The 26,975-nt window shown below is 71.5% G+C and carries 29 protein-coding genes; 14 read left to right on the top strand and 15 right to left on the bottom strand.

The genetic code is table 11. The features are described 5' to 3' along the window. Nucleotides 1–15: 15 nt before the first annotated feature. Nucleotides 16–234 carry a hypothetical protein gene (locus tag OG788_RS45545; protein ID WP_406368581.1) on the top strand — a complete coding sequence of 73 codons (219 nt, stop codon included), beginning with the start codon at nt 16–18 and terminating at the stop codon, nt 232–234. After that, nucleotides 231–1,826, top strand: coding sequence for a cation acetate symporter (locus OG788_RS45540; RefSeq protein ID WP_406368583.1), 1,596 nt, complete (start codon nt 231–233; stop codon nt 1,824–1,826). Before OG788_RS45545 ends, OG788_RS45540 begins: the two co-directional genes overlap by 4 nt. A gap of 245 nt (nt 1,827–2,071) precedes the next feature. Here OG788_RS45540 and OG788_RS45535 read toward each other — a convergent pair whose 3' ends face one another. The 6 genes from OG788_RS45535 to OG788_RS45510 all read right to left on the bottom strand — a co-directional run bounded on the left by OG788_RS45535 (nt 2,072) and on the right by OG788_RS45510 (nt 5,742). Continuing rightward, nucleotides 2,072–2,245, bottom strand: coding sequence for a hypothetical protein (locus OG788_RS45535; RefSeq protein ID WP_351544654.1), 174 nt, complete (start codon nt 2,243–2,245; stop codon nt 2,072–2,074). A gap of 66 nt (nt 2,246–2,311) precedes the next feature. After that, a complete protein-coding gene (locus OG788_RS45530) occupies nt 2,312–2,617 on the bottom strand; it encodes a hypothetical protein (RefSeq protein WP_406368585.1) in 306 nt (101 codons plus the stop codon). A 455-nt stretch (nt 2,618–3,072) separates the two neighbouring features. After that, entirely contained in the window at nt 3,073–3,723 is a 651-nt protein-coding gene (locus tag OG788_RS45525) for a diguanylate cyclase (protein WP_406376644.1), read from the bottom strand. A 365-nt stretch (nt 3,724–4,088) separates the two neighbouring features. After that, nucleotides 4,089–4,355, bottom strand: a complete 267-nt coding sequence (locus tag OG788_RS45520; protein ID WP_406368587.1) for a hypothetical protein — start codon at nt 4,353–4,355, stop codon at nt 4,089–4,091. 10 nt (nt 4,356–4,365) lie between these two features. Continuing rightward, nucleotides 4,366–4,770 carry a DUF5133 domain-containing protein gene (locus OG788_RS45515; protein WP_406368588.1) on the bottom strand — a complete coding sequence of 135 codons (405 nt, stop codon included), beginning with the start codon at nt 4,768–4,770 and terminating at the stop codon, nt 4,366–4,368. A gap of 102 nt (nt 4,771–4,872) precedes the next feature. Next, nucleotides 4,873–5,742 carry a SigB/SigF/SigG family RNA polymerase sigma factor gene (locus OG788_RS45510; RefSeq protein ID WP_406368589.1) on the bottom strand — a complete coding sequence of 290 codons (870 nt, stop codon included), beginning with the start codon at nt 5,740–5,742 and terminating at the stop codon, nt 4,873–4,875. Between the two features lie 676 nt (nt 5,743–6,418). Between OG788_RS45510 and OG788_RS45505 the strand changes: the two genes are divergently transcribed. From OG788_RS45505 to OG788_RS45495, 3 genes are read left to right on the top strand one after another with little or no spacing between them, the layout of a single operon-like run. Next, complete coding sequence (locus tag OG788_RS45505; protein ID WP_406368591.1) at nt 6,419–7,228, top strand: alpha/beta fold hydrolase; 810 nt, start codon at nt 6,419–6,421, stop codon at nt 7,226–7,228. Beyond that, nucleotides 7,228–8,508, top strand: a complete 1,281-nt coding sequence (locus tag OG788_RS45500; protein WP_406368592.1) for a PP2C family protein-serine/threonine phosphatase — start codon at nt 7,228–7,230, stop codon at nt 8,506–8,508. Before OG788_RS45505 ends, OG788_RS45500 begins: the two co-directional genes overlap by 1 nt. Continuing rightward, a complete protein-coding gene (locus tag OG788_RS45495; RefSeq protein WP_406368593.1) occupies nt 8,505–8,861 on the top strand; it encodes an STAS domain-containing protein in 357 nt (118 codons plus the stop codon). The genes OG788_RS45500 and OG788_RS45495 overlap by 4 nt, the downstream gene beginning before the upstream one ends. A gap of 245 nt (nt 8,862–9,106) precedes the next feature. Here OG788_RS45495 and OG788_RS45490 read toward each other — a convergent pair whose 3' ends face one another. The 7 genes from OG788_RS45490 to OG788_RS45460 all read right to left on the bottom strand — a co-directional run bounded on the left by OG788_RS45490 (nt 9,107) and on the right by OG788_RS45460 (nt 14,160). Beyond that, complete coding sequence (locus tag OG788_RS45490; protein ID WP_351134917.1) at nt 9,107–9,250, bottom strand: hypothetical protein; 144 nt, start codon at nt 9,248–9,250, stop codon at nt 9,107–9,109. Nucleotides 9,251–9,426: 176 nt separating this feature from the next. Further along, nucleotides 9,427–9,732 carry a DUF6247 family protein gene (locus OG788_RS45485; protein ID WP_406368595.1) on the bottom strand — a complete coding sequence of 102 codons (306 nt, stop codon included), beginning with the start codon at nt 9,730–9,732 and terminating at the stop codon, nt 9,427–9,429. 75 nt (nt 9,733–9,807) lie between these two features. After that, the gene (locus tag OG788_RS45480; RefSeq protein WP_406368596.1) at nt 9,808–10,128 is read right to left on the bottom strand and encodes a hypothetical protein; all 321 of its coding nucleotides are present in this window, start codon (nt 10,126–10,128) and stop codon (nt 9,808–9,810) included. 237 nt (nt 10,129–10,365) lie between these two features. Then, nucleotides 10,366–10,947 (bottom strand): NADPH-dependent FMN reductase, encoded by a 582-nt coding sequence (locus OG788_RS45475; RefSeq protein ID WP_406368597.1) that lies wholly within the window; start codon nt 10,945–10,947, stop codon nt 10,366–10,368. Nucleotides 10,948–11,257: 310 nt separating this feature from the next. Beyond that, complete coding sequence (locus OG788_RS45470) at nt 11,258–12,181, bottom strand: RNA polymerase sigma-70 factor (RefSeq protein ID WP_406368599.1); 924 nt, start codon at nt 12,179–12,181, stop codon at nt 11,258–11,260. Beyond that, nucleotides 12,178–13,116 (bottom strand): NAD(P)-dependent oxidoreductase, encoded by a 939-nt coding sequence (locus OG788_RS45465; protein ID WP_351544613.1) that lies wholly within the window; start codon nt 13,114–13,116, stop codon nt 12,178–12,180. Before OG788_RS45465 ends, OG788_RS45470 begins: the two co-directional genes overlap by 4 nt. Nucleotides 13,117–13,425: 309 nt before the next feature. Continuing rightward, complete coding sequence (locus OG788_RS45460; RefSeq protein ID WP_406368600.1) at nt 13,426–14,160, bottom strand: translation initiation factor IF-2; 735 nt, start codon at nt 14,158–14,160, stop codon at nt 13,426–13,428. 166 nt (nt 14,161–14,326) lie between these two features. Between OG788_RS45460 and OG788_RS45455 the strand changes: the two genes are divergently transcribed. Both OG788_RS45455 and OG788_RS45450 read left to right on the top strand, forming a co-directional pair. Continuing rightward, entirely contained in the window at nt 14,327–14,506 is a 180-nt protein-coding gene (locus OG788_RS45455; RefSeq protein WP_406368602.1) for a hypothetical protein, read from the top strand. Beyond that, on the top strand, nt 14,503–16,509 hold the full coding sequence (locus tag OG788_RS45450) for a hypothetical protein (protein WP_406368604.1): 2,007 nt from the start codon (nt 14,503–14,505) through the stop codon (nt 16,507–16,509). Before OG788_RS45455 ends, OG788_RS45450 begins: the two co-directional genes overlap by 4 nt. A gap of 195 nt (nt 16,510–16,704) precedes the next feature. On the opposite strand, the gene OG788_RS45445 is transcribed toward OG788_RS45450, so the two are convergent. Continuing rightward, entirely contained in the window at nt 16,705–17,799 is a 1,095-nt protein-coding gene (locus OG788_RS45445) for a ferritin-like protein (protein WP_406368606.1), read from the bottom strand. A gap of 424 nt (nt 17,800–18,223) precedes the next feature. Between OG788_RS45445 and OG788_RS45440 the strand changes: the two genes are divergently transcribed. Further along, on the top strand, nt 18,224–18,661 hold the full coding sequence (locus OG788_RS45440) for a glutaredoxin domain-containing protein (RefSeq protein ID WP_406368607.1): 438 nt from the start codon (nt 18,224–18,226) through the stop codon (nt 18,659–18,661). Between the two features lie 111 nt (nt 18,662–18,772). On the opposite strand, the gene OG788_RS45435 is transcribed toward OG788_RS45440, so the two are convergent. Continuing rightward, nucleotides 18,773–19,909 (bottom strand): Fic family protein, encoded by a 1,137-nt coding sequence (locus tag OG788_RS45435; RefSeq protein ID WP_406368609.1) that lies wholly within the window; start codon nt 19,907–19,909, stop codon nt 18,773–18,775. A 55-nt stretch (nt 19,910–19,964) separates the two neighbouring features. Here OG788_RS45435 and OG788_RS45430 point away from each other — a divergent pair, with 55 nt between their 5' ends. The 6 genes from OG788_RS45430 to OG788_RS45405 all read left to right on the top strand — a co-directional run bounded on the left by OG788_RS45430 (nt 19,965) and on the right by OG788_RS45405 (nt 26,623). Next, the gene (locus tag OG788_RS45430) at nt 19,965–20,126 is read left to right on the top strand and encodes a hypothetical protein (RefSeq protein WP_406368610.1); all 162 of its coding nucleotides are present in this window, start codon (nt 19,965–19,967) and stop codon (nt 20,124–20,126) included. Nucleotides 20,127–20,162: 36 nt separating this feature from the next. Continuing rightward, nucleotides 20,163–20,939 (top strand): alpha/beta fold hydrolase, encoded by a 777-nt coding sequence (locus OG788_RS45425; RefSeq protein WP_406368612.1) that lies wholly within the window; start codon nt 20,163–20,165, stop codon nt 20,937–20,939. A 106-nt stretch (nt 20,940–21,045) separates the two neighbouring features. Beyond that, nucleotides 21,046–21,606 (top strand): adenylyl-sulfate kinase, encoded by a 561-nt coding sequence (gene cysC / locus OG788_RS45420; protein WP_351544672.1) that lies wholly within the window; start codon nt 21,046–21,048, stop codon nt 21,604–21,606. Then, nucleotides 21,606–22,541, top strand: a complete 936-nt coding sequence (cysD, locus tag OG788_RS45415; protein ID WP_351544588.1) for a sulfate adenylyltransferase subunit CysD — start codon at nt 21,606–21,608, stop codon at nt 22,539–22,541. The genes cysC and cysD overlap by 1 nt, the downstream gene beginning before the upstream one ends. Nucleotides 22,542–22,543: 2 nt before the next feature. Continuing rightward, nucleotides 22,544–23,890: a sulfate adenylyltransferase subunit 1 gene (locus OG788_RS45410; protein WP_406368613.1), complete on the top strand. Its 1,347-nt coding sequence runs from the start codon at nt 22,544–22,546 to the stop codon at nt 23,888–23,890. 27 nt (nt 23,891–23,917) lie between these two features. After that, complete coding sequence (locus tag OG788_RS45405) at nt 23,918–26,623, top strand: FAD/NAD(P)-binding protein (protein ID WP_406368614.1); 2,706 nt, start codon at nt 23,918–23,920, stop codon at nt 26,621–26,623. Nucleotides 26,624–26,975 lie beyond the last annotated feature (352 nt).

Raw genomic sequence — 26,975 nt, 5'->3', positions numbered from 1 at the left:
CCACACCGCCCAGGTGTGTCCTTCGCCCTGGTCAACGGGTCGGCCTTCGCCGTGCACGTGCTGCTCGCCTGCTCCGCAGCCGAGTTGATGGCCACCCATGTCTGGGGAGAGGCCACCGTCGGCATGCTGGCCCTGCTCGTCCAGGGCTCTCTGCTGGTGTGGACGGCGGCGCGGTACGACCGCCGCGCGGACGCGCGACCGGCTCCGGAAGAGATCCGGGAGGAGAGCAGATGAGTCAGCAGATCCTGCTCGCCGCGCCCGGCGCCCTGGACAGTGACACGCACGCCTTCGTCCTGCTGGGCTTTCTGGCCTTCATCGTCCCCATCCTGTTCGTCTGCGTTCTCAGCGGCCCCGAGAGGGACCGGGTCAACGAGTTCTACACAGCGGGCCGCAGGCTGAAGCCTCTACGCGGGGCCCTCGTCCTGTCCGGCGTCTACCTGCCCACGGCCGCGGTGCTCGGCAACACGGGAGGTGTCGCGGTCTTCGGCTACGACGGTCTGTTCATGACCCTGTGCACCGCGCTGTCGCTGGGCGTCCTCCTCCTGCTGGCGCGCCCCCTGCGCGAGCGCGCCGGTTACACCCTGGGCGACACGTTCGCCCTGCGTGCTCCAGGGCCGGGGGCGCGCATCGCTACCGCCGTCGTGACCCTGAGCGTGTGCGTCCCCGTCATGGTCGTGCAGCTCTCCGGCGCGGGCGCAACCACCACGGCGCTGCTGGGAATGACCGGGCCCGGCGCCGAGAGGACAGCCATCGTCATGATCGGCGCCTTGGTCGTCTGCGCCACGGCGTTCGGCGGCATGCGCGGCACGGTCGTCATTCAGGCGATCAAAACGGTGGTGCTGCTCGGCGCGGCCCTGACGGTGGCAGCTGTGCTGCTCCATCGTTTTCACTGGAACACCGATGCGCTGATCGACGCAGCCGGACAGGGCAGCGGCCGGCCCGCCGGTTATACGCGTCCCGGCCTCCGCTACGCCGGCAGCAGCGACGGGGCGGGCACGCTCGACTTCATCGGCCTGATGATCACCATCGTGCTGGGTGTGGCGTGCCTTCCACACGTTGCCTTGCAACTGAGCACCGCACCCGACGCGGCCATCGCGCGCCGTACGGTGCGCCATACGATCGGCATCGTCGCCTCTTTCTGCCTCATGACAGCTCTGATGGGCTTCGCGGCCGCCGCGTTGGTCGGCGCACCCACGATCATCGCCGCCGATCCCGGAGGCAACAGCGCCCTGCTGCTGCTCACCGGCGAACTGGCGGGCGGCGCGTCCGCCGACGCGAACGGGGCACTTCTCGTCGCCCTGGTCTCCTCCGCGGTGTTCCTCACCACGCTGGCCGCGGTGGCGAGCATCACCCTGGCCGCTGCAGGAGCGATCGCCCACGACCTGTACACGAAGGCGCTGCTCCGCGGGCGCACGACCGAGGGCCGGGAGGTGGCCGCCGCTCGCCTGGCGTCCGCCGGGGTCGGTGCGCTGTGCATCGTGCTGGCGGTCTGGGTCCAGGGATGGAACGTCCTGTTCCTGACGGCGATGTCCCTGGCGGTGGCGGCCTCCTGCCTGCTTCCGGCGCTGGTGTACTCCGTCTTTTGGAGCGGCTACACCCGGGCCGGGCTCCTTTGCACGCTGTACGGCGGCCTGCTCTGCGCCGTCGGACTACAGATCTGCAGCCCCGTCTTCTCCGGCAACCCCTTGGCCCTCTTCCCTGAGTGGCGCATCGACTGGTTCCCCCTGCAGACGGTCGTCCTCGTGTCGATTCCCGCCGGCTTCCTGTTCGGCTGGCTGGGCAGCCTCGTGGGAAGGCACGGTGCTCCACCGGGTCGCCGGGCGTGATGTCGGCTCTGCGCGTCAGGGACAGGCCGTGGAAGACTCAGGCATCTTGGATCGATCACCCTCCTGCGACCGCACGACTCCCAACGGCCGCGCAGCCACCACTGCACGCCGCAAGGCCAAGGGCGGAGGGCAGCAACCACCGGGCCAAGGCCCGCATCACGGTCGCCCGCGCACACGAGTGCCGACGCGCGCCGCCAGGCGGATTTCGGCGACGGCGTCCACAGTGACTCACCGGCACGATGCTGTCAGCGCTTGATGGAGCCCTTGGTCTTCTCTTTCGCGCCCCGCATCATGCCGCGTGCTTCGAGGGCGGCGCCCTTGGCCTCGAGGGTGTTCTTGTGCATCGCGTGGGCAGCCTTCCGCACGGTCTTTCCGGCTACCTGTTCGGCCTTTGCCTTGGCTTTCTCTCCGGCACTCATCTCAGTACCTCCGCGCAGTTTCACCAGCCGAGTGCCCGTACAGCACAGGCACAACCCTCCTGCCGGTCAATCGCAGCGCTCGACCGCGTCGGGTTGCAGTCGTATCTCCTGGACCTGATAACAGTCCGAGTAAACGGTGGCGATGACCGCGCCGCACGTGCATACCAGGTTGGGCCCCCACTCGCCGTCCATCCCACAGCAGTAGCCGCGGCGCATAGCGATGTCGGGGTGCGCCTCCAGTCCCGGGCCGTCGCCGGGATGGAGCACGATGGTGCCGCTCGGCCCGGACTCCACCAGGAAGCCGGACGACTCGTCCAGTACGTACGGCGGGCCGGACGGCTCGGGGTCGACGGCGAACGTCCCCGGAGGCATCCGCACGATGGGTTCAGTGGAATGCCCGCGCTCGTCCGAGGGGGACGCCTCCGGCCGGTACCACCCTTCATCCCCATCAGGACCCGGCAGAGGCCGCTCAATGAGCATCGGCGTTGCTGCACGGTGGCAATTGCGGCACTGGAAGACCGTCATCAAAACACCCCATTTCCTTGATCATTATCGGTCATGGGATGCGCATGGTTGTTCGGCGGGGACACACCGATGGTGTCCGTTCGTGCTGGGCGACTCAGGCGTTGCGACGGGGCTGGTCCTCAAGGGGGGACCTCGGCAAAGCCGCGGTACTCCTGCCGGCGTTCGTGCTGCTCGCGCATCAATCCCGGCTACATCGCGGAACGGTTCACCGGCTGGGGTCCTGCGGGAAACTGTTTGCCGGTATCTGCACCGAGCTGAGACCGGGGTCCTTCTCCGCCCGCAGCAGCAGAGGAGCAGGCCTGTCACGACCGCAGGTCATCGCTGTCACGGTTCCGGCGGGCCCGTATACAGCGGATCATCTCTTCCGCGTACGGCAGGGCCACACACACTCCGACGCCGGCGGCGATCGCGCCGAGGTAGCTGGCCGGCAGCGGGCGCTGCTTGGGCAGGAGCTTCCAGTTGTCGGGGCGGCCGCCGCCCTTCAGGGTCTCTCGGACCTGGTCCCAGTGCAGGCATGTGGTGAAGGCGGCGGCGGTCAAGGGCAGCACTTCGAGGAAGCTGTGGATGTGCTGCTCAACGGGCCGCACTTCACGTTTGTCGGTGGCCAGCGACACGTCCCACAGTGCGGTGGCTCCGTGTGCGAGGGCCGCGCCGCCCATGAGCGAGAGGACCAGCGGGTTGACCCTGGCGGTCAGGCCCGCGACCACCGGGATGCCGGCCTCGGTCATCATGAGGGCGTGGACCGCTGATTCCTGTACGCCGCTGGTGTGTTCGATGTCCGAGCGGCGGTGCATCACCCAGTCGGCGACGGCCGGGACGAACCACAGCGGCATGACGCCGTACAGCAGGAACCTGCGGTTGGCGTTCTCGACGTCGTCCGCCCCGCGCGGAATGCGCAGGGTGGGCCCGGAGCGCCAGCGCTGCCAGCGGGTGAGCGTCGAACGGCGACCCATACGCATGACTGCCCTTTCCTTCGATGACGGGGCGGGCTCATGGCCCAGGGAGGGTTCAAGAGGGAGATCTCGTCGGCCGGGCGGATGCCGGTGCCAGGGCGGGGCCTTGCGCCCTCTCCATTTCTGGCCCGCGCCCCGCATCCCTCCCGGTTGCCAGCACGGCCTCGATCACGCTGTGGGTACCCGCCATGTGCTGCGAACTCCGGCCCGGCACACAACAGGGCAGGCAGCTTCTGTGGAGCCGGACTGGATTGTTGTGCGGCGCCGTAGGCGGTGCATGGCGGCGGGCCACATGGGCGGGGAGGCGGGTGCATGGCGGGGCACGCCGGGCAGGGCCGGGTGATGCGAGCCGTGCACCGCGCTCGTCACCGCGGGTCAGGTTGTCTTTGCCCGCTGGCTGGCCAGGGATGGGCCCAAGGTGTCCAGATTTCTGGCCCTCCTCCGTGCCACTCGATGATCGGCAGTTCGGCCACGTCGATCTCGTCCAGGCCCTCGAACCCCTCTCGGTGCAGCAGCTCGGTCAGCGCACGGAGGCTGCGGACCGTGCCTGCAGACTTTCCGTCCACCCAGACCGGTCGGCCGGCCCCCTTCGTGGGCGGGTGAACGATCACGGAACGCTCGATCATGTCCACCACCTCATCCTCATTCTCCGCTTCCCTTTCCTGCGCTCGTGACAGGCGCCGTGGGCCGGTGCCCCGGGCGCAGGGTGAGATCACGCCGGCCGGCAGACGGTTCACCGGCATCGCGGTGGAAACCGGCTGCAACGGCTGCCGATTTAGGGGATGCGGCGCCTGCCCGGCGTCCGGGTCCGGGCCTCATGGCCGCAGCGGAGCCGGCGGCGGGTGCGACGGCTGTCCTGGCCAGGTAGGAGCGGGCGGTGTCGAGGGCGTCGGCGATCTCGCGAGTCCCGGTGGACACGCACAGGGTGTAGGCGAGGTCGCGCAGGCGCTGGCTGGGCGGCGTCGCTCCACCGAGCGTTTCCGCGGCGAGGAGCGTCTCGTACTCCGCGACGAGCCGGCGCAGAGTGGCGGGGAGGGGCATCAGCATCGGTGCAACTCCTTGGGGCTGAGGCTTGGGGCCTCGTGTGAACTGTCCTGACATCGTGTGTGGGACTTGGGGAAGCGGCCACCCGGCTCATCGGCAGAGCCCTTACGCGGCGGAGGCCCTGCCGGAGCCGGTGGGACACTCGCACTCCCCCAGCACCTCACTGCGTACGTGGGCGCAGCTGCGGGCGATGAGCCGGGAGATGTGCATCTGGGAGAAGCCGAGCTGGTCGGCTATGCGGCTTTGCGTCATGTCCTCGAAGAAACGCAGGTAGAGGATGGTCCGCTCGCGTTCCGGGAGCCGGCGCAGCGCCTTACGGGCCGCCTCCCGGTCGACGACGACGTCGTAGGAGGATTCGGTGATGCCCAGAGTGTCGGCGAGGCTGTATCCGTCGTCGGCGGTGGCCAGTGCGGCGTCCAGCGAGAGGGTGCTGTAACTCTCCAGCGCTTCCAGGCCCGTGACGACCTCTTCCTCGGTGAGGCCGGTATGAGCGGCGATGTCGGCGGGGGTGGGTTCGGGGCTGCCGGGGCGCTGAGTGAGGTCGCGGCGTGCCAGACGTACCCGGTTGCGCAGCTCCTGCACCCGGCGGGGCACCCGCAGGGCCCACGTCCGGTCCCGGAAGTGCCGCTTCACCTCGCCGGTGATGGTCGGAACGGCGTAACTCTCGAAGGCCCCCCGGGCCGGATCGAAGCGGTCGATGGCCTTGACCAGTCCGAGGGCCGCTACCTGGTGCAGGTCTTCCAGGGCTTCGCCGCGGTCGCGGAAACGGCCGGCGATGCGGTGGGCCATGGGCAGCCAGGCCTTCACCAGCTCGTCGCGGACGGCGTCGCGTTCCGGCCCTTGCTCGAGTTCCACCAGTCGCTCGAAGAGGGCGGCGGATCGGGGGGGTTCGTCATGGGTGCGGCGTGCGGCGGAAAGGGCAGGGGTAGAGGTGCTGTCGACCTGCGGACGGTTCGGGGTCATATCGGTGAGCACGGCAATCGCTCCTGAACGCGGGGTTCAGGACGGGCCCGGAAGCAGATACCGAGCACGGCCTGAACAGTGTCTGCCAGGGGGTTCGCCGTGCGGGAGATCTGCATGGCCGCCGAAGGATCGCAGCAGGCAGGGAGGTCGAGATCCCCGCAGGGCGTGCGCCTTCGGTCCGAAGCACGAATTCCCGTGTGCCCCTCATCCGGGGCCACAAACACCAAACCGCAGTCCACTGCCCCCCCCTGCCGCCGTCCTGCTCTGCCGCAGGCCAGGCGCCGCCAGGCGGGTGCAACAGATGGACGGTTTCCCCAGCACAAGTGGCCGAACCAGGGAAACCTGAGCCGAGTCAGTCCCCAGCAGGGAAGGCCACCTGCTCGACCTGCGCCCCGAGTACCCCTCTTTCACCACAGCCAACAACAGACCCGGCCAGGACCGGTACACCTCCGGCAACCGAGCCGGGCCGCGTCAGCCCCCGGGAAATCCGGGGACCCGGGCGCCGTCACCGCAACGGCCTGCGTAGCCGCGAGACGGCCGCCCGGACAGAGGAGGGACAGCGACCCCACGACCACAGCACAAGAAATCACGACGACCGGAACCGCGTGCAGCGGCGCGGAGGAGAGCATCCTGGACGCGGCCAGGACGCTGAAGAACCCTGTCGGGCGGGTCTGCGAGGATGAGTCGCATGGATGTGCGGCGCAGGAACCACGTGACGGTGACCGGGCGGGCCGGTGCTCCGGTGGTGATGCTGGCGCACGGTTTCGGGTGCGACCAGAACATGTGGCGGCTGGTGGTGCCGGCCCTGGAGCGCGACTTCACCGTCGTCCTCTTCGACCATGTCGGAGCGGGGAGGTCGGATCTGTCCGCGTGGAGCCGGGAGCGGTACGCGACCCTGGACGGCTACGTGGACGACGTGCTGGAGCTGTGCCGGGAACTGGCACTCGGTCCCGTGACGTTCGTGGGCCATTCGGTGAGCGCGATGATGGGAGTACTGGCCGCCGCCCGGGACCCCGAGGCGTTCGCCGGCCTGGTGCTCCTGGCGCCCTCACCGTGCTTCGTCGACGACCCGGACACCGGGTACCGGGGCGGATTCAGCGCCGAGGACATCGAGGAACTGCTCGAGTCGCTGGAAGCGAACTACCTGGGCTGGTCGGGTGCGATGGCACCGGTCATCATGGGCAACCCGGAACGGCCGGAACTGGGCGAGGAGCTGACCAACAGCTTCTGCCGCACCGATCCGGCCATCGCCCGCGTCTTCGCCCGGGTGACGTTCCTGTCGGACAACCGCGCCGACCTCGCGGCGGTGGAGGTGCCCACCCTGGTGGCCCAGTGCTCCAGCGACGCGATCGCCCCACCGGAGGTGGGTGCGTTCGTCCACGCGCAGATCCCGGGAAGCCGCCTGATCACGCTGAACGCCACCGGGCACTGCCCGCAGCTCGCCGCCCCCGAGGAGACCGCCGCGGCGATCGCCGCGTTCGCGGGGGCCGCCGCTTGATGTGCGAGACCGACAGCCACGGCGAAGGCGGCGCGGACAGACCCGACGGGCCGGGCGGGACGGGCGGGACGGCGGACGAGCAGGCGCAGTTCTCGGCACTGCTGGAGGACAGCGCCGAGGACCTGTACGAGCACGCGCCCTGCGGCTACCTGTCCACGTTGCTGGACGGCCGGATCGCGAAGGTCAACACGACCCTGCTGAACTGGCTCGGCTACCGGCGCGACGACCTTCTGGGCCGCAAGCACTTCTCCGACCTGCTCACCGTCGGAGGCCGGATCTACCACGAGACCCACTTCGCGCCACTGCTGCGGATGCAGGGGGAGATCAGCGGCATCGCCCTGGAGCTCAAGGCCGCAGACGGCTCCCGTATCCCGGTCCTGGTCACCTCGACCGTGAAAACGGGCGACGACGGGCAGCCGCTGCTGATCCGCACCACCCTCTTCGACGCCCGCGACCGCCGCGCCTACGAGACCGAGCTGCTGCGCGCCCGCAAGGAGGCCGAACTGGAGCGCGAGCGCCTTCAGCGGCTGGCCACCACCCTGCAGAAGACGCTGCTCCCGCCGGCGCTGGCGAACGTGCCCGGACTGGAGGTCTCCGCGCACTACCACATCGCCTCCGTCGACCAGGTCGGCGGCGACTTCTACGACCTGTTCCCCCTGGCCGCCGGTACCTGGGGACTGTTCCTGGGCGACGTTTGCGGCAAGGGCGCCGCCGCCGCGGCCGTCACCTCCCTGGTCCGCTACACGCTGCGCGCCGCCGCCGTCTACGACCCCGACCCGGCGGCCGTCCTGGACAACCTCAACACGGTCCTCAACCACGAGTACAACGGAACCGACCCCCGTTTCTGCACCGTCGTCTTCGGCCTGCTCACCCCCGACCACGAGCGGGGCGGATTCCACATCACCCTGGCCAGCGGCGGTCATCCCCCCGCACTGCTGATGCGCGCCGACGGCACCGCCGACTATCTGCACACCCCCGGCGGACAGCTCATCGGCGTCCTGCCCGACGCCCACATCGCCACCACCACCGTCCACCTGGCCCCCGGCGACACCCTGCTGCTGCACACCGACGGGCTCACCGAAGCCCACATCAACGCCGGCGCCGACCGATACGGCGACGACGCCCTCCTCGACTTCGCCCGCGGTCTGGCGCCCACCACCGCCTCGGACACCATCGACGCGATCCGCGACCTGCTCGACACCTTCGGCACCGGCGTGGACGACGACACCGCCGTCCTGGCCATCCACGTGCCCCGACCCCCCAGGGAAGAGCGGCAGTGACACAGCACCTGACCCTCCACAGCCGCACCACCCCCACAGGAGTGGTCATCGAACTCGCCGGAGAACTGGACTTCCACACCGCCGACCAGGTCCGCACCACACTGGCCGGCCTCGGCCTGCAACCGGGCCGGCAACTCGTCCTGGACCTCGGCGGCCTCACCTTCTGCGACTCCACCGGCATCACCGTCCTGATCGCGGCCCGCAACCACGCCCTGGCGACCGACGCGGGCGTCGCCCTGGCCGCGGTCCCCGACCACATCAGCCGGATCTTCCGCATGGTCGGCCTGGACCAGGTCTTCCCCTGCCACCCCGACATCCAGACCGCCGAAGCCGCCTGGCGACCCACCACCTGAACCGCGCTCCGAGGACCCTCACCACCTGACCCAGCCGCAGCTCCGCTTGGGGCGACTGGTCGGCCAGGACGCCAAGGCTGGGATGAGACACCCCGATGACCGAAGTGGCGACAGAGCATCAGCCGCATTCATGCCGCCTCGGGCCTCAGGAAGACCCCCTGTTAGTTCTCTCGCCGAACAGCCCAAAGTTGCCGATCACAGAACTTGAGCCACCCGTTCTCGTGGGCAGAGCCAGGTGCTCCGACCTACTGCCAGACGCACTCGTCGATGACGATCTGCGGGTCGGCCGTGCGGGGCGTGAAGACATACCGCAGCCATCCTCGGCCGTGGTCGAAGTACACGACGTGGGCTCCCCCGGGGCGGGTGGACTGGACGGGCTCGACGCTCATGCCGACAGGAAGGTCTGCGGCCGTGTCGACGCCCCGGAAGTACGGGTCCTTCGCAATGACAAGCTCGGCACGAGCAGCGTCAACCAGAGCGCGGGCCGCTGCGGGGAGGGCATTTCTGTTGTCTTCGGCTTCCTTGGTCCAGTCAGCTTGCCAGGGAGGACCCATGAATCCGTCTGTCACTGGCCGGGTTCCGCCTTGCTCGCCTCGCGGCGCAGCCGCCCGGCCTCTTCCACGAGACTCTTGGCGTGGGCGTTGTCCGTGGCCTGGGATGCCTCGTCTTCCAGGCGGTGGACCTCGGCCTCCAGCCGGGGGTCTCGGGCGAGGGCGAATTCTGCCCACCAGCGGGCCATGAAAGCGGGGACGGGGGCGAGGTCGTAGGCGTCGGCGATCTTCTCGCGCCAGTTGCGGTCGAAGTCGGGCAGAAGCTTGGGCGTGTGCTGTGCGATGGCCGCGCGCAGCGCCTTGGGAGTGCGATCAGGCATAGGAGGAACCGATCCCCGCATCCCGACGGTGGAAGTGCTCACTATGCAGGCTCTCCTTCGCGATGGCCGGGCGTGTCAGGCAGCTACGGACGCAGGCAGCGTGCCCAAGGAGGCGTCGCCCTCAGTCGATTGTGACGCGGCCAGGACCTCACGCTGGGCGGTGGTGACCATGCGGGCGTAGGGATGAATGTCGCCGCGAGCGTAGGCGTCCAACAAGATCTCGCAGAGCGCGGACATCGAGCGGACCGCATCCTTCACACGTCGCTCGTCGGCGCCGGACCACACCTCATCTGTCGCGAACACACTGCGGCCGCGACGGTTGCCCGCCTTGGTGCTGGTAAGGCTACGGGGCAGAGGCAGTGTCCCGGCGGCGTACTCGGCGAGAGCGCGGCTCATGACCCAAATAAGGGGCAGGCCCTCAGACTTGGCCCGTGCGCCGGCAGCTTCCCACACAGCCCTGGCAACGTTCGGGGCGCGTTCAGCCTCCCCTGCTGCTGGCATGTCGGGCTCCTCCGCTGCGGTCCGGATCTACCGATACACACGGTACTACGGATTGTATCGGTACATCTTCCTGGGAGCAGAACCCGGGCCTCGCTGACCACGGCGTCCCCGGCTCCGGTAGACCGCTCCCGTTCAGGCAGCGGCCCGGGAAGCTGCGCGCAGCGGGCCGAGCGCCTTCGCCCATGCCAGCAGTTCGTCGACCAGTTCCTGGACCTGCGCCACGTGCAGGTCCTGCGGCCGGAAGTCCGTGAAGGCCACGAAGTCCTCGCGCAGCGAGAGTGCCACCTGAGGTCCGATGTCCGCCATGCGCAGCGGGCCCGCCTGCGCGCGCAGTTTCTGCACCGCCATGACCGCGCCGAAGATGCCGTAGCCGACGTAGCCGACGGGCTTGCCGCCCCATTCCTCGTAGAGGTAGTCGATGGCATTGGTCAGGGCGGCGGGCGGGGCGGTGTTGTATTCGGGGGTGACGACGATGAAGGCGTCCAGCGGGCCGATCCGCTCGGCCCAGCGCCGGGTGTGCGGCTGCCGGCCGGGCGCCATGGCCGCGGGCACGGGCTCGTCGAGCAGCGGCAGCGCGTAGTCCTTCAAGTCCACGAGCTCGAACTCCGCGGCGCCACCGGCGTGTTCGGCCGCCAGGTCCCGCACCCATGAGGCCACCCGGTCGCCGTGGCGGCCGGGGCGGGTACTGCCGATGATGATGCCGATCCTGGTCATGTCCGATTCTCCTGTGCTGGTCCTGGGCCTGGTTCTATTTCTGGTTCTGGTTCTGGTTCTATTTCTGGTTCTGGTTCTGGTTCTGGTTCTATTTCTGGTTCTGGTTGTGGTGCGCTGGGTCTGTCGCTGCCTGGTCTCTGGTGGGGCGCGGCAAGCCGTTGCCGTCCGTGGTGCTTCCCCGAGCGGTCCGGGGCCGCCGTGTCGAAATACCTGGCTGTCCGCGATGCGGTGGGTACCTGTCTCTGCGCCGGGCCCCCGGGGACCGACGGCGCCCGGCGCAGCAGGTCTGGAGTGCGGTGAGCGCTTCGGGTCAGTCCGCGTCCGCAAGGAACTGCTGTGTCTCGCGCAGGACCGCCCAGGCGTCCGCCACGGGGCCCACGTGTGCGAGCTTGTCGGGGTTGCTGACTGTGCGGATCGTCTGGATCCGCCCGTCGAGGATGTCGAGGGTCCAGGTGTTGAGGACCTTGCCGTCCCGGTCGCGGAAGATCGCGCCCGGCTGACCGTTCACCTGGTGCGGTTCCACGATGCCGCCGATCCGGACGAACGGCGGGAAGAGGGTGGCGAGCACCTGGGACACGGCGTCGGCGCCGGTGAATCCCCTGGCCCACTGCGGGGCCTTGCCGCCGCCGTCGCCGAGCATCGACACGTCGGCGGCGAGCAGTTTCCGCAGGCCCTCGACGTTGCCTTCGCGGACGGCGTCGAAGAACCGCTCCGCGAGTTCCTCCCGTTCCTTGCGGTCGGCCTCGAACCGGGGCCGGCCCGCGTCCATGTGGCGACGCGCCCGCACGGCGAGCTGGCGGCATGCCGCCTGCGACCTGCCCACCGCCGAGGCGATGTCCGCGAAGCCGAAGGCGAACACCTCCCGCAGCACGAACACCGCCCGCTCCAGCGGGGAGAGCCGTTCCAGCAGCAGCAGGGACGCCATCGACAGCGAGTCGGCCAGTTCCGCCGACTGTTGCGGGTCCTCGTAGGGGTCGGTGAGCAGTGGCTCGGGGAACCACGGCCCGACGTACTCCTCGCGTCGCAGGCGGGCCGAGCGCAGGACGTCGATCGAGACCCGGGTGACCACGGCCGACAGGAACGCCCTCACCGACGCGGGCCGGGTCGCGGACAGCTCGTAGCGCAGCCAGGTCTCCTGGACGGCGTCCTCGGCCTCGCTCACGCTGCCCAGGATCCGGTAGGCGATGGAGAACAGCAGCGGCCGCAGCTCTTCGAACTCCTCGGTGCGGGTCACGCCAGCGCCTCCTGGAAGCCCTGCCGCCACGACGGATAGCGCGGCTGCCAGCCGAGCTCCCGTTTGGCCTTGGCGTTGGAGAAGCCGCGGCCTTCGGTCATCATCGTCACCACCACCGGCCCGGCCAGCAGCCGGGCCAGCCAGACCGGGACCCGCATCGGCCGCTTCGCCCCCGCGCACGCCGCCAGATGGGGCAGCCACTCGCTCTCCGGGGCCGGCTCGTCGTCGACGATGTTGAACACTCCTCTCGCCTTCTGCTCGACGGCCAGGACGGTGGCGCTCGCCGCGTCGTCGAGATGGATCCAGGAGGCGTAGCCGGTGCCGTCCCCGACCAGCGGGAACTGCCGCTTGCGCACCAGCACGAGCTGGTCGTCACTGGCACCGGGACCGTAGAACGCGCCGTAGCGCAGCACCGCGCCGCCGGCCGCGCCGACCGTGTCCTCGACGTGGCGCAGCGCCGCCATCGCCGTGTGCGCGGCCGTCCCTTCGTGCAGGTCCAGCGGATCGTCCTCGGTCTTGACCCATCCGCCCTCGCGGATGCCGTTCCAGTTCGCGTAGCCCTGCGCGACGAAGTGGGGGACGCCGGTCGCCTCGGCCGCGGCCAGCAGGTGGTCCGTCCCCTCGGTGCGCAGCCGGACGGTGGGGACGGACCACCGGTCGAAGTGCTTCAGGTCGGGCTTGCCGGCGTGCGCCATGGAGATCCCGGTCATCTGGTGCACGATCACGTCCGGCCGGGCTGCCGCCACCGCTTCACCGACGGACACCGCGTCCAGTCCGTCCATCACCACCGCCCCGGCACCCAGCCGCTCCACCAGGCCGAGCTTGGCCGCGCTCGTCGTCGTGGCCGTCACCTGGTGGCCGCGCGCCACGAGCTGCGGCACCAGCCGCCGCCCCAGGACCCCGGTCCCGCCCGCCACGAACACCCGCATGACCATCACCCTCCTGCTGTTGAAGTCCCTCTCCGAGATCTGGGACGAGACAGCCCCGCCGGATGTGACATCGCGGGGGTGGTGGGGCGCAGGCGGTGAACATGTTCCGCGGCCGGCGGGCTGACCCGCGATTGATCGGGGTGGCCGGCCTGAGGTTTGGCTGGGGTGTGGTGGTGCTGTCCCACAGCCGGTACGGATCGCCCTGGTGCGACCCGGCGCGCTTCGCGGTGGTCGCGCCGCTTCACCCCGGCTGCCGATCCTGAACGGGGTGCCTGGCTCCCGCGGGCCCGTGGCCCGAGTGAGTCAGGCATCCCGTCAGTGCGGTGACGGTTTCGGGTCCAGGGCGTTGCCGACGGTGCAGCCGCCCTCTCCGGGCATCCGCTGGATCCGGGGCGGCACCCACACCTCGGTGGCGCCGGGGCCCACGCGGGCAAGAAGGCAGTCCTGCGCGTCGAAGCCGTTGCCCTTCACCGACAGGAGAACGCCGACCCGGCCGCCGTCCGCCTTCACCTCGGTACGGATCGCCGGATCCAGATCCAGGGCGGCGAGGCTACGGCGTACCTCGGCCTCGTCCGCCCGGCCGCCCTGCGGCACCCGGGGAAGTTTCGTGCGGAGCTCCTCGTAGGGCAGCCGGGGCGGTTCGGGTGGCGGGGCGAAGGTCAGTGGAGGGCCGTCCGGGCAGTCCACGTCGCGGGGATCCTCACTCCACTGCGACTTGGGTGACACCCGCACCGCGAAGCAGCGCTGTACGACGACCTCCTGAGGGTCGAGCCCTCTGCTGTACGCCGAGCCGGATGTGCGGACGACCACATCGATGCCGTCTCCGTCGTGTGTCGAGGTACCCGTCAGCCGCAGTACCTCCACCCCGTCGATGTTGGAGGCGGAGCGCCCGACCTCCTCCGCCGTGCGCGGCCGCTGGCCGTAGAGCCGCTCGCCCGCGTTCCGGGCCACCTCCCGTGCGGCGTCCGTCGCCTCGTCGTTGGAGGACTGCACCACTCCGCAGCCGGCGGTGAACAGCAACAGCGGGGCGAGCAGCAGCAGTCGGCGCATGGGTTCCACCCTTCCGACGGCGTGCGCGGCGGGCAACCGCTCGTGTACTCAGACCGGCGTGGGTGATCGTACTCAGCCGGTGCGGGCCGGACGGCTTCGGTGCCGGGGCGGTGCGGGTGCCGGGGAGAATGGTTGTGGGGGTCCGGGCCTGAAAGGATCCGGTGTCATGATCGTGAGACGTTCCGGCGGGCTGGCCGCCGCTTTCGCATGTCTGGGCGGTGAGGACAACGGGCGGGTCCGGAGCGGGCTGTGGAACGGCGTGGGTCACCAGGGGCCGGTCGTCCGCGACGGTGGCTCTCCTGTCCTCTTCGTGGTCGCGGGGCGGGTCGGGGTGAGCCACCGGTGAGCGATGCTCTCGCGCGGCTCGACGCCGTGGACTGGCCGGCGCTCAGGCATGCCTACGGGGCGGCCGGGGACGTGCCCGGCATGCTGCGGGATCTGTACCGGCCGCAGAAGGCCGCCGCCGCTGCCGATGATCTGCTGACCCACGTCCACCATCAGGGCGGCGGGGTCTACTCCTCGGCTCCGGCCGCTCTCCCCTACGTCGTCGCGGCCGCCGCGGACCCGGCCATCGCCGCGGACGTCCGCGGCGAACTCCTTTACCTCGTCGGGTCCCTGGCCGGCGCAGGGAACACCGCCCAACCCCGCTTCGTGACCCCCGGCTGGGCCGCCGCGTGGGACCTGGCGGTGCCGGACCTGCTGCCGCTGCTCGACGACCCGGTGGCGGTGAACCGCATCGCCGTCGCCGACGCCCTCGCCGAGGCCCACCGCCGGGCCGACGAGGCGATCGCTGCCCTGCGGGACCGGTGGGGCGTGGAACCCGATCCGCGGACGCGGCTCCAACTCATCGACTCCGTCGGCTCCTTGACCGCTCACGCCGGTGAACAGCGGGGCGCGTCCCTGGGCTGGCTGCGACACCTCATGGACGCGGCCGACCCTGCCGTACGCCTCGTCGCCGTACAGGCTCTGCGGCGCGCGCTGCCGGGGCAGGACGATGCCGCGTACCCGCGGACGGTGTCCGAGGTGCTGTCCGGCAGTGAACCGGCGACGTGGCGGCCGGACGGCGGGGCGGTCAAGGCGACGGTCGTCTGGGCCGTCGGCCTGCTGGGAGCGGACCGGGCGGGCCGGGCCGACGCGACCCGCAGGCTGCTCGGGCACCGGGACCCCGCCGTGCGGGCGGGCGCGCTGCAGGTGGCCGCCCAGGAGCTCAGCGCCCGGCGCTCGGCCGTCGCGGAGCTGCTGCCGGCGGTGGCCCGTTCGCTGTCCGACCCCGAGCCCGACAACAGGCTCTTCGCCGCCCGGGTCCTGGGCATGTGCGGGCACGCCGCTCTCCCCTGGGCGGACGCGCTGGCGGCCATGGTGAGGGACGACGAGGGCGAGGGCGAGGCGTATCTGCCCGCCCGGTCGCAAGCGCTCTGGGCCCTGTCGCGGCTCGGTGACGTGCGGTGCGTAGCCCCGTTGGCGCGGCGTCTGAGGGAGGCGCGGACCGGGTTCGCCCACCACGCGTCCCACGCCGACGGCTGGTGGACGTACGAGCTGAGCCTGAACGAGGTCGCCGGAGGACTCGGCGCCCACGCCGACGTGCTGCTGCCCCCGGTGCGCGCCCGGCTCGCCGCCGCCTCCACCCTCGACGAACGCCGTGCTCTGTGCCAGCTGCTGGAGTCATGGGGTACGGCGGCCACCCCCGCGATCCCGGACCTGCTCGGCCTGCTGGACACCGACGCCGCGGTGTGGGCGCTGGACGCCCTCGCCGCGATCGGGCCGGCCGCGGCCGAGGCGGTGCCCCGGGAACGGCTGCGCGCCCTGCTCGGCAACCCGCCCGCGGGCCAGTCGTTCGCGCCGCGCTGCCTGGCGCTCGCCTACGGGCGGTTGACCGGCGACCGCGGGCCCGCACTCGATCTGCTGCTTCCGCAGCTCGGCGAGCTGTACGGCCGCGAGAGTGCCGCGGTGCTGCTGGGGGAACTGGGGCGGGCGGGCGCCCCGTACGCCGCACGGCTGCGCGAGCTCCTGCCCCAGCACCAGACGGGCTGGCTGCCGCTGCGCGTCGGCGAGGCGCTGTGGCGGATCACCGGCCGGGCCGACGAGGTCGTCCCGGTCCTCGTCCGGGCGATCACCCCGTTCGCCGAACGGGGCGGCGCCTATCCGGCGGTCGTCGAAACGGTGAAGCTGCTGGCCGACATGGGCGCGGACGCCGCCCCCGCGGGGCCCGTCCTGAGGGCGTTCCTCGACACCGACGAGCGGCCCGTCCGGCACGGAACCTGGCGCTCCGTTCCCGAGGACGACGCGCTGTGCGGTGCCGCGCGCGCCGCGCTGCTCGCTATCTCCGGCCCACCTGGCGGTGCCGCCTGACGCGGCACGTTCCGGGAGGAGTTGCGCGACGGGCCGGGCGGCGCGGTAAGGCTGCCGGCACAGGGCACCCCGGCATCCCGGCATCCCGGCATCCCGGCATCCCGCGGAACTCGTACCACTGGCCGTCGATGAGCATCGCCGGTCCTCTCCGCGGCGGTGCCGGGGGGCAGGAAGCCCGCGGGCAGTGGCCTGTGTTCAGCTCGGGCGGAACTGCGGGCCGTACGTCTCCAGGGTTCCGGAGATCGGGATCTCCATCAGCTCCACAGCGGGGCTCTCCAGTCGGCGCATGGTGCGCACGGCCGTGTTCAGGCTGTCGGGGCCGCCGTCGGCCCACGCCGCATCGAGTGCTTCCAGCACGGCGGTGTAGGTGCTGTCGAAGGCGCTCAGGAGCCGCTGGGCCTCGGGGGGAGGCTGGTCCCAGCCGCCCGCCGGGACCCTGGCCATGGGCCGTGCGTCGGGGAAGGGCACGGGAGCTCCGGTGAACTGCCAGCCCTCCTCGGTCTCGCGCAGCCGGCGGCCGTAGTAGATCTCGGCGAAGGCGTAGTAGTGCGCCACATGGTCATCGCCCGGAGCGTCGGCGGGAGAGCTGGAGGTGCCTTCGCCCTGCTCGCGGACGATCTCGATCGCGTGCTCGATGTCGTCGAGGGTGGCGACCGGCTCGAGAAGGTCTCCGCCGATGCGCTCGTTCAGCTGCCGGCGGGTCGACAGTTCGGGTCCGACGGTCCGGAACGTCTTGAGTACTTCCTCGTAGAAGACGCCGATGCTGAGCGGGTCGTCCACGCTGCCGGTGACCGGTGCCGCGGGGGCCTCGATGGCCATCATCACGTCGTGCACGAGCGCCGGGGTCAGGCCCGACAGGTACACGCGGGCCCCGGGGTGCACCCCGCCCGGCAGCGGGCCGGGATAGACGGGTGCCCCCTCTTTGATGCGCGGCCGCCCGTCCAGGGCCACGAGCAGATTGCAGACCACTCCGAGGTGGTACATCTCGTCGAAGACGATGCGCTGGATCACCCGGGCGACGTCGCTCTTGCGGTCCTTGACGGACCACCAGCCGCACAGATACGGCGGGATGGTGGCGATCTCGATCTCCACAGCGGCCTGAAGGGCCGCCCTGAGCCAGTCGACGTCGCGGTGCTGGTGCGGAACGGCGACCAGACGTACCGCGGTCCCGCTCTGCGGCGGGGGAAGCCGTCCGGGTTCCGGCCGCTGCGGGGCAGAAGCGGCGGCGGCCGTCGCGACGGGGGTGCCGACCGCCAGCGCGGCCGAGGCCAGGAGAGTGCGACGCCTCAAAGGGGCAACTGCCGGCCCCTCGGGGGAACTTCTCCTGTCCGTCACCGCACCCTCCCCACGCACGCCCTGACGTTCGGGCTCACCCACGAGCCGGGCGGCCACCGGCGGATCGATCATGAAGCTAGCAGCCCCCGCAGGCCTGCCCGCAGCGCCCGCACCGCGTGGCGCGTCCATGCACGCGAACAGCCCAGTACGGGTCTCCTGGCAAGGGCTCGCACCCTGCCCGCCGGGGCAGCGGGGACCACGGCGCCCCGGTCCTCCTCCCCGGCACGACCGGCCGGGGCCGGCGTCCGCCGCTCGCGCTCCTCCCGCGGCGGACGCGGGCCCGGGTTAGCAGAGGTGGTGGGCGAACGGACTGTCTCGTCTCGGGTGTGCCGTGCCTCGGGGCAGGACCGTTGTCGGCTCATCGGTAGCCTGCGTCATCGTGATGCGCGCCTGGATCCTGCCGATGCTGTTTGTGCTGTTCGGCTCGGCCGTTGCCACGGCATCGGCCCTCAAGGGGGAACCCGGCACAGCCGTGGCACTCCTGCTGGTGTTCGTGCTGCTCGCAGGGGTGAACTCGCCTCTGATCTTCCCGCGTTCGGTCGGTGCGCTGGAGGCGGAGCGCCGCAGCGCCGTCGACGGCCGGCCGGTCGTGTTCTGGCGGCCGGGCTGCACGTACTGTCTGCGGCTGCGCATCCGGCTGGGCGGTGACGCCCGCCGGTTGCACTGGGTCGACATCTGGCGCGACCCGGCCGGGGCGGCAGTGGTGCGAGCGGCCAACGACGGCAACGAGACCGTGCCGACCGTCGTCGTGGCGGGCCGTCCGTATGTCAATCCCGGTCATGAATGGGTGCGCGAACAGCTCTCCCGTTCCGCGTGATCTCGTCCGTGGCGCGCGGTCGGCTCGGCTCACTTCGACGTCAAACGCCGAGGTGTCCTCCGGCGGCGTTCACGGCGGTCCGGTCCGCGGAGCGTGCCTGGCCCGGCCTCGTCAGCGACGGTAGGGGTGCGTCAGGGTCATCGGGGTCTGGGCAATGTCGATGGCGTCCTGGGGGAACTGCCGGCCCGCTGTGTAATAGCGGGCCCGGGTGCGGCCGACGGGCTGGAGAATGTCGGCGGTTGTGAGCTCGCGCAGGTCGCGTTGAGCCTGCTGGAGGCTGAGCACTTCGGCATGCTGGTAGCGGGCGCGGCGCACGCGTCCGGCCATGGCGACGTCATGAAGTGCTGTGATGGTGCGTTCGTCCAGGCCGTTGCTGTCGGCGAAGTCGGCGAGGGCGTTCCAGACACGGCCTGAGCGGGCTAGTCGGCCCTGGACCGTCTGGGCCTGCTGGTGGTAGGCGGTGAGGTTGAAGCGGATCCAGCCGGCGACGTCCTGATCGGGCTGGTAGTGGCTGCCGCGGTCATTGAGTTCGCGGTAGTACTCCCAGGTGTTGCCCGGGCGTCCGAGCCAGCTTTCGATGGAGGAGAACTCGGGCGCGAGGACCGACTCCCGGGCAATCATGAGGGTTTGCAGGGAGCGGGACATACGGCCGTTGCCGTCGGCCCAGGGGTGGATGGAGACCAGGTGCAGGTGGGCCATCGCGGCCCGCACCAGGGCGTGCGTATCGTCGTTCTCGTTGAGCCAGTCGACGAGTTCCTGCATCAGGTCGGGAACGAGTTGGGCATCGGGGGCGGTGTAGGCGGCGATGCTGGGGTCGCGGGCGTCGGTGACGTAGACGGGGCCCTTGCGCCACTGGCCCGCCGGGCGGCGAGCGCTGTGCCGGTGCCCCTGCAGCATCCAGTGCAGGCCGTTGAGCATGCCCTTGCTGTAGGAGAAGTCCTCGGCGTCGTGGAGGGTTTGGATGTACGTCATCATCCGCTGGTAGGCAAGGGTCTCCTCCCGGTTCTCCTCCGAGATGTCGACCTCGCTCTCGCCTTCCATGAGGTCCTCGACGTCGACGGTTGCCACCTTGAAGCCCTCGATGGAATTCGAGGCGGCCACAGCATCCGCGGTCAGGAACTTCCGCAGGCCGGCCGTCCACTTCGTCGACGAGGTCCGCACGCTGTGCCTCAACGTCTCGCGCATCTGGTCGATCTGGTCGAGGACCTGGCGATCCGTCTCGGTGAGATCCGGCGTAGGGAAGAGCATCACCGAACAATATAATGACGTAATCATTGCGTCAAACCCATAAGGGTCCCTGAGCGTGGATGCTGCAACCCGCGCAGCGCCGCCCGACGCCCGCAGCCGGACCGGCGCCCTGCGCACCACCGTCCTGGCCGTCCGGCTGTCCTGGGGTTCATGGATCCCGCGACCGGTCCTCGACCGGTGGTCCACCACGCCGCTCGAAAATCTCGACATGCGGTGAGGTGAGAGCACCTCCGTTCGGCGTGAGGAGTGCGTGATGCGCAAGGTCGTTTCCCGGGACGGCACGACGATCGCTTACGAGAAGACCGGTGAGGGGCCGCCGATCGTGCTGCTCAACGGCGCGTTCCGTGATCACACGATCTTCGACGCGCTCGTTCCCGAGCTGGCGCCGCACTGCACCACCTATGTCTACGACCGGCGCGGGCGCGGGCAGAGCGGTGACTCCCCCGCGTACGCCGTCCAGCGGGAGGTCGAGGACCTGGAGGCGGTGATCCAGGAAGCCGGCGGCTCTGCCGCGGTGTTCGCCGGGTCCACGGGCGCCAACCTCGCGCTCGAGGCGGCCCTGGGCGGCGTGCCGATCACGAGGCTGGCGCTGCACGAGCCGTTCTTCCGTGTCGGACCCTTCCCCAGGCCGCCGTGGAACATCACCAAGACGCTGCGGGTGCTCCTGGAGGAGGACCGGCGCGAGGAGGCCGTGGAGTACTTCCTCGGCAGCTTCCTGGGGCTCACGCCCGACACCGTCGCGGAGTGGCGCCGGGGCCCGATCTGGGCGGTGAACGAGGCGAACGCCCACACCCTCGTCTACGACACCGCGATCTGCGGCGACCACAGCGTCCCGGCGGAGCGGCTGGCCGGGTACCGGACGCCGGCCCTGGTCCTCAACAGCGACCACACCAGCGAGTGGCTGCGGGCCGCGGCGCAGGCGACCGCGGAGGCCCTGCCCGAGGGCCGGGGACTCGAACTGCCCGGTTCCTGGCACCGGATCGACATGGACGTACTGGGCCGCGCCCTGGCCGAGTTCGCCACCTCCTGACGGGCCCGGCATCCGTCGTCGACCGTTCGTCGTTCGTGTTCCCATCTCACTTTCGGGAGAGCATCACGTGAGCACAGCTGACGCCCCGGCCGCCGAGGTCACCGCGGTGGCCCTGTCCGCGGACGGCCCTTGTGAGCGCGGTGCCACGGTGTGGCTGACCGGGCTGCCCAGCGCGGGCAAGACCACCCTGGCCCGTGCGCTGGCCGAACGCCTGCGTGCCGACGGGCGCAGGGTCGAGGTGCTCGACGGTGACGAGGTCCGCGCCCACCTGTCCCGGGGGCTGGGGTTCGGCCGTCAGGACCGGCACACGAACGTGACGCGGATCGGGTTCGTGGCACAGAAGCTGGCCCGGCACGGCGTGCTGGTGCTGGCACCGGTCATCGCGCCGTACGCCGCCTCGCGTGCCGCCGTACGACAGCAGCACGCCGCCGGTGACACCGAGTTCCTGGAGGTCCATGTCGCCACGCCCCTCGGGCTGTGCAGCGAGCGGGACGTGAAGGGCCTGTACGCGCGGCAGGCCGCGGGAGAGATCTCGGGACTGACCGGCGTGGACGACCCGTACGAGGCGCCGGCGGACCCGGAGTTGCGTATTCAGACACGGCACCGGTCGGTGGCCGAGTCCGCCGCCGAGCTGCATGCCTTCCTGGCCGAGAGGGGTCTTGCGTGATGCCCGCGAACCAGCCCGTGGTCGAGGTGCCCGAGGACGCCTTCGCGCTGTCGCATCTGGACATGCTGGAGGCGGAGGCGGTGCATGTCCTGAGGGAGGTGGCCGGTGAGTTCGAGCGGCCGGTGATCCTGTTCTCCGGCGGCAAGGACTCCATCGTCATGCTGCACCTGGCGCTGAAGGCCTTCTGGCCGGCACCGGTTCCCTTCGTGCTGCTGCATGTCGACACCGGGCACAACTTTCCCGAGGTCATCGAGCACCGCGACCGCGTGGTCGCGGCGCACGGCCTGCGCCTGCACGTCGCCCGCGTCCAGGACTTCATCGACGACGGCCGGCTGCGCGAGCGCCCGGACGGCACCCGCAACCCGCTGCAGACGGTGCCGCTGCTGGACGCCATCGACGCGCACCGCTTCGACGCGGTGTTCGGCGGGGGCCGCCGGGACGAGGAGAAGGCCCGCGCCAAGGAACGCGTCTTCTCGGTGCGCGACGAGTTCGGCGCCTGGGACCCGCGCCGCCAGCGCCCCGAGCTGTGGTCGCTGTACAACGGCCGGCACGCGCCCGGCGAGCATGTGCGGGTCTTCCCGCTGTCCAACTGGACCGAGCTGGATGTGTGGCAGTACATCGAGCGCGAGGACATCGCCCTGCCGGACATCTACTACGCCCACAAGCGCCAGGTGTTCGACCGGGGCGGCATGTGGCTGGCCGCCGGCGACTGGGGCGGCCCGAGGGAACACGAACGCTCCCAGTGGCGGCTGGTGCGCTACCGCACGGTCGGCGACATGTCCTGCACCGGCGCCGTCGACTCCGACGCCGCCACGAACGCGGACATCATCGCCGAGATCGCCGCCAGCCCGCTGACCGAACGCGGTGCGACCCGCGCCGACGACCGGATGTCCGAGGCCGCCATGGAGGACCGCAAGCGCGAGGGGTACTTCTAGCCATGACCACCGCTTCCCGGGCCGCCGCCACCTCGCTGCTGCGCTTCGCCACCGCCGGATCCGTCGACGACGGCAAGTCCACGCTGGTGGGCCGGCTGCTGCACGACTCCAAGTCGGTGCTCGCCGACCAATTGGCGGCCGTCGAGCGCGTCTCGGCGCACCGCGGGCAGGACGCGCCCGATCTGGCGCTCCTGACCGACGGCCTGCGCGCCGAGCGCGAGCAGGGCATCACCATCGACGTCGCCTACCGCTACTTCGCCACCGCCCGGCGCCGGTTCGTCCTCGCCGACACCCCCGGGCATGTGCAGTACACCCGCAACATGGTCACCGGCGCCTCCACCGCCGAGCTCGCCGTCGTCCTGGTCGACGCCCGCCACGGGGTGGTGGAGCAGACCCGCCGCCACGCGGCCGTCGCCGCGCTGCTGCGTGTCCCGCACGTGGTGCTGGCCGTGAACAAGATGGACCTCGTCTCCTACGAGGAGTCCGTCTTCGCCGCCATCGCCGCGGAGTTCACCTCCTACGCGGCCGGCCTGGGCATCGGACGCGTCGTGGTGATCCCGGTCTCCGCGCTGGCCGGGGACAACGTGGTCCGGCCCTCCGCCCGGATGCCCTGGTACGGCGGGCCGACCCTGCTGGAACACCTGGAGAGCGTCCCGGTCGGCAGCGCCCCGGACCGGGACCCGGCCCGCTTCCCCGTCCAGTACGTCATCCGCCCCCAGCGCGGCGAGCATCGCGACTACCGCGGCTACGCGGGCCAGCTGGCGTCCGGAGTGCTGCGGGTCGGGGACCGGGTGACGGTGCTGCCGTCCGGGCGCGCCGGCACCGTCGCGGGCATCGACGTGCTCGGCGAACAGCGGGAGATCGCCTGGGCGCCCCAGTCGGTGACCGTGCGCCTGGCCGAGGACCTCGACGTCGCACGCGGCGACCTGATCGCGGCCCGGGACGCGGCCCCGCGGCTCACCCGGGACGTGGGGGCGTACGTCTGCCACCTCAGCGAACGTGAGCTGCGCGCCGGCGCCAGGGTGCTGCTCAAGCACACCACCCGCACGGTCCGCGCGGTGGTCGAGGACCTCTCGTACCGGATCGACACCGACACACTGCAACAGCGCCACGGCGTGCCGTCCTTGAAGGTCAACGACATCGGCCGAGTGGTGCTGCGCACCGCCGAGCCGCTGGCCCTGGACGCGTACACCGCCAACCGCCGCACCGGCTCGTTCCTGCTGATCGACCCGGCCGACGGCACGACCCTCACCGCCGGCATGGCGGGCGAGGCCTTCGCGACCGCCGGCGCCGGCGCCGGCGCCGGCGAGGGGCCACGACAAAAGGGGACGGGGTCCGATGCCCGCTGAAGCCGAACCCATCAGGGAGTGAGATCAATGAGCTGGAGTTCCGCCACGCGCCGCATCGCCGTCGTGGGAGCCGGTGCGGCAGGGACGCTGACGGTGGTTCAGCTGCTGCGCCAGGCCGAGAGAGCCGGTCGGGCGGTCGAGATATGGCTGGTCGACCCGGCCGAGGCGGCCGGCCCCGGTGTCGCCTACGGAACCGGTGATCCGCGTCATCTGCTGAATGTGCCGGCCGGCAAGATGAGCGCCTTCCCCGACGACCCCGGGCACTTCCTGCGCTGGCTCACCGGCCGCGACCCGCACGCCGCCGCGGGTGAGTTCGTGCCCCGCCAGGAGTACGGGCGGTATCTGGCCGAGGTCCTCGAACAGAGCGTCCGGGAATGCCGGCGCGGGCGCCTGCACCGGGTGCGCGAACGGGTCGTCGCCGCCCGCGAGCAGGGCGCCGGGACGGCGCTGCGGCTCTCGAACGGGGACGAGCTGCGGGTGGACGCGGCGGTGCTCGCGCTGGGCAATTTCCTGCCGGGCCAGGACTGGGCCGGCACCGAACTGCGGGCGTCGGGGCACTTCGTCGCCGATCCCTGGGCGCCGGGCGCGCTGGACGCCCTGGACCGGGCGGGCGACGTACTGCTGGTCGGCACGGGTCTGACCATGGCCGACGTGGCCCTCACGCTGGCCCGGCCGGACCGGGTGGTGCACGCGGTGTCCCGGCACGGACTGGTCCCCCAGGAACATCTGGCCGACCCCGCCCCGCCCGCGAAGCCGCCGCGCCTGGACGGCTCGCACGGGCTGGACACGCTGCGCCGCGACGTACGCCGGCACCTGGCCGCGACCCGGCGGGCCTGCGGCGACTGGCGGCCCGGCATGGACGGGCTGCGCGCGGTCACGGCCACGCTGTGGCAGCAGTTGTCGGCGGCCGACCGGAAGCGGTTCCTCACCGAGGACCTGCGGGCCTGGGAGGTTCACCGCCACCGCATCGCGCCCAGGACGGCGGCCACGATCCGCGCGCTGCGGGCCTCGGGCCGGCTGCTCACCGGCGCCGCGGAGGTGGTCTACGCGGTGCCCCACCACGGCGTGGTGGTGGTGCGGCTGAGCGACGGCCGGACGCTGCGGGTCGGCGCCGTCGTCAACTGCACCGGGGCACAGACCGACCTGCGGCGCACGGGCGATCCGCTGGTGCGCTGCCTGCTGGACCGCGGCCACGCCCGCACCGGCCCCGCCGGCCTGGGATTCGACACCTCGGGCGACGGGCGGCTGCTGCCGGCGGACGGCGCCCCGGCGCTGCGGCTGTGGACGATCGGGGCCGCGCGGCGCGGGAACCTGCTGGAGAGCACCGCGATCCCGGAGATCCGCGCGCAGGCCGCACAGGTCGCCGACCGGGTGCTCACGGCGCTCGCCGGGCGCCGGGTGTCCGGGCCGCGGGACCGCTACGGCCTGCGGCTGAGCACGGGTGCCGAGGCGGCAGGACTGTACGGGCAGGCGCTGGAACGGATTCTGGCGGGCCGCTCCGGCGCGGCGGCACTGCTGGGCGAGGCGGTCGACGCCGATCCGGGGTTCGCCGTCGGTCATGCGACGCTGGCGCTGCTCGGCCACGAGTGCGGGGGCGCTGTGGACGTGCCCGCGGCGCTCGCGGCCGCCCACCGTGCCGCGTCCCGCCGGGCGGACGATCGCGAGCGCAGCCTGGTGGCGGCGGTGGACGCCCGGCTGCGCGGCACCGAGGAGCAGGGCAAGGCGGCGCTGCTGGGTCATATCGCCGCCCATCCGCGCGACGCGCTGGCGGTGAGCGCGGCGGTGCCGACCGTCTCCTTCAACGGTGTCACCGGCGCCGAGGAGGCCTGGGCGCTGATCGAGGGGCTGTCCGGCGTCTACGGGCAGGACTGGTGGTATCTGGGGCAGCTGGCATTCGTCCGCCAGGAGCAGGAGCGCTGGCAGGAGGCCGACGCGCTGGCCGTGCGGGCGCTGGCCGCGCATCCCGCGGCCGGCCACGCCGTCCATGCCCGGGCGCACGTCTTCTACGAGACCGGTGAGCACCGTGCCGGTCTGGCCTGGCTGGAGGAGTGGATGGGCCGGCACGGGGCCGGGGCGGGCCACCGTTCCCATCTGTCCTGGCATGCCGCGCTGCACGAACTGACCCTGGAGGACCGTTCGGCGCTGCTGCGCCGCTACGACCGGGAGCTGGTGGCCTCGCAGGTCAGCGGGGGGCGGCTGCTGGTCGACTCGGCCTCGTTGCTGTGGCGGGCGCGGATGACGGGCAGCTGGAGCGGCCGGCTGCCGCTCGGGGAGCTGCTGGAGGCGGCACCCCGGGACTGGCTGGAGGCGCCCGCGACGGGGTTCGCCGCCCTGCACGCCGCGCTGGCCTGGGCGGCGGCCGGTGATCTCGAGGGGCTGGGGCGGCTGCGGGCGCACGCGCTGGCGGACGGCCGGGAGGTGTTCGCGCTGGTGATCGCGCCGTTGTGCGACGCGCTGACGGACGTGGTCCGCCGCAACTGGCCCCAAGCGGTGCTGCGGCTGGGGCCGTTGCTGCCGCTGGTCGCCCGGGTGGGTGCCAGCAGGGCCCAGCACGAGGTGGTGGAGGAGACCCTGCTGTACGCCCTGGTCTCGGGGGGTGCGTACGAGCGGGCGGCGGGGCTGCTCGCGGCCCGGCTGGACCGCCGTCCCTCGCCGCTGGACCTGCGGCGGCTGGACGCGCTGGGCGGTCCGCCCGCGCCGCACGGCCGGGCAACGGTGTTGTCGGTCAGGTGAGTTGACGCTTCTCGGGTGGGGTGAGGGTGCATCGTGCCGGCCTGCCCGGGGGCGCCGGGCGGTGCACCCGGCCAGCTGTCGCCGCCGGGTGCGGTGGCCCCGTACGACGGCCGGGCGTAGGGCAGTTGGGTGTGCGGCGGTGTCGCACGACGGCCGAGTGCACGGCAGTTGGGGTGGGCGGCAGCACCGTACGGCAGTCGGACGCACGGCGGTTGGGACGGGCGTCGGGCTCGTACGACAGCCGGGCGCACGGCAGTTGAGGTGTGCGTCGGTCCCGCGAGGTCCGGGCGTACGGCAGTCGAGGTGTGCGGCAGTCTCGTACGACAGCCGGGCGCACGGCAGTCGGGGTGGG

Source organism: Streptomyces sp. NBC_00647 (assembly GCF_045207245.1).
Taxonomy (GTDB): domain Bacteria; phylum Actinomycetota; class Actinomycetes; order Streptomycetales; family Streptomycetaceae; genus Streptomyces.
Note: the sequence above shows the minus strand (reverse complement) of the source record. Positions and strands in the feature narration are given on the sequence as shown.

Bases quoted from the DNA above. Each gene is read 5' to 3' on its own strand.
- OG788_RS45540 (WP_406368583.1), top strand. From the start codon at position 231: ATGAGTCAGCAGATCCTGCTCGCCGCGCCCGGCGCCCTGGACAGTGAC.
- OG788_RS45535 (WP_351544654.1), bottom strand. From the start codon at position 2,245: ATGAGTGCCGGAGAGAAAGCCAAGGCAAAGGCCGAACAGGTAGCCGGA.
- OG788_RS45530 (WP_406368585.1), bottom strand. From the start codon at position 2,617: ATGCCTCCGGGGACGTTCGCCGTCGACCCCGAGCCGTCCGGCCCGCCG.
- OG788_RS45525 (WP_406376644.1), bottom strand. From the start codon at position 3,723: ATGGGTCGCCGTTCGACGCTCACCCGCTGGCAGCGCTGGCGCTCCGGG.
- OG788_RS45515 (WP_406368588.1), bottom strand. From the start codon at position 4,770: ATGCTGATGCCCCTCCCCGCCACTCTGCGCCGGCTCGTCGCGGAGTAC.
- OG788_RS45505 (WP_406368591.1), top strand. From the start codon at position 6,419: ATGGATGTGCGGCGCAGGAACCACGTGACGGTGACCGGGCGGGCCGGT.
- OG788_RS45500 (WP_406368592.1), top strand. From the start codon at position 7,228: ATGTGCGAGACCGACAGCCACGGCGAAGGCGGCGCGGACAGACCCGAC.
- OG788_RS45490 (WP_351134917.1), bottom strand. From the start codon at position 9,250: ATGAGCGTCGAGCCCGTCCAGTCCACCCGCCCCGGGGGAGCCCACGTC.
- OG788_RS45485 (WP_406368595.1), bottom strand. From the start codon at position 9,732: ATGCCTGATCGCACTCCCAAGGCGCTGCGCGCGGCCATCGCACAGCAC.
- OG788_RS45480 (WP_406368596.1), bottom strand. From the start codon at position 10,128: ATGAGCCGCGCTCTCGCCGAGTACGCCGCCGGGACACTGCCTCTGCCC.
- OG788_RS45475 (WP_406368597.1), bottom strand. From the start codon at position 10,947: ATGACCAGGATCGGCATCATCATCGGCAGTACCCGCCCCGGCCGCCAC.
- OG788_RS45465 (WP_351544613.1), bottom strand. From the start codon at position 13,116: ATGGTCATGCGGGTGTTCGTGGCGGGCGGGACCGGGGTCCTGGGGCGG.
- OG788_RS45460 (WP_406368600.1), bottom strand. From the start codon at position 14,160: ATGCGCCGACTGCTGCTGCTCGCCCCGCTGTTGCTGTTCACCGCCGGC.
- OG788_RS45455 (WP_406368602.1), top strand. From the start codon at position 14,327: ATGATCGTGAGACGTTCCGGCGGGCTGGCCGCCGCTTTCGCATGTCTG.
- OG788_RS45435 (WP_406368609.1), bottom strand. From the start codon at position 19,909: ATGCTCTTCCCTACGCCGGATCTCACCGAGACGGATCGCCAGGTCCTC.
- OG788_RS45425 (WP_406368612.1), top strand. From the start codon at position 20,163: ATGCGCAAGGTCGTTTCCCGGGACGGCACGACGATCGCTTACGAGAAG.
- cysD (WP_351544588.1), top strand. From the start codon at position 21,606: ATGCCCGCGAACCAGCCCGTGGTCGAGGTGCCCGAGGACGCCTTCGCG.
- OG788_RS45410 (WP_406368613.1), top strand. From the start codon at position 22,544: ATGACCACCGCTTCCCGGGCCGCCGCCACCTCGCTGCTGCGCTTCGCC.
- OG788_RS45405 (WP_406368614.1), top strand. From the start codon at position 23,918: ATGAGCTGGAGTTCCGCCACGCGCCGCATCGCCGTCGTGGGAGCCGGT.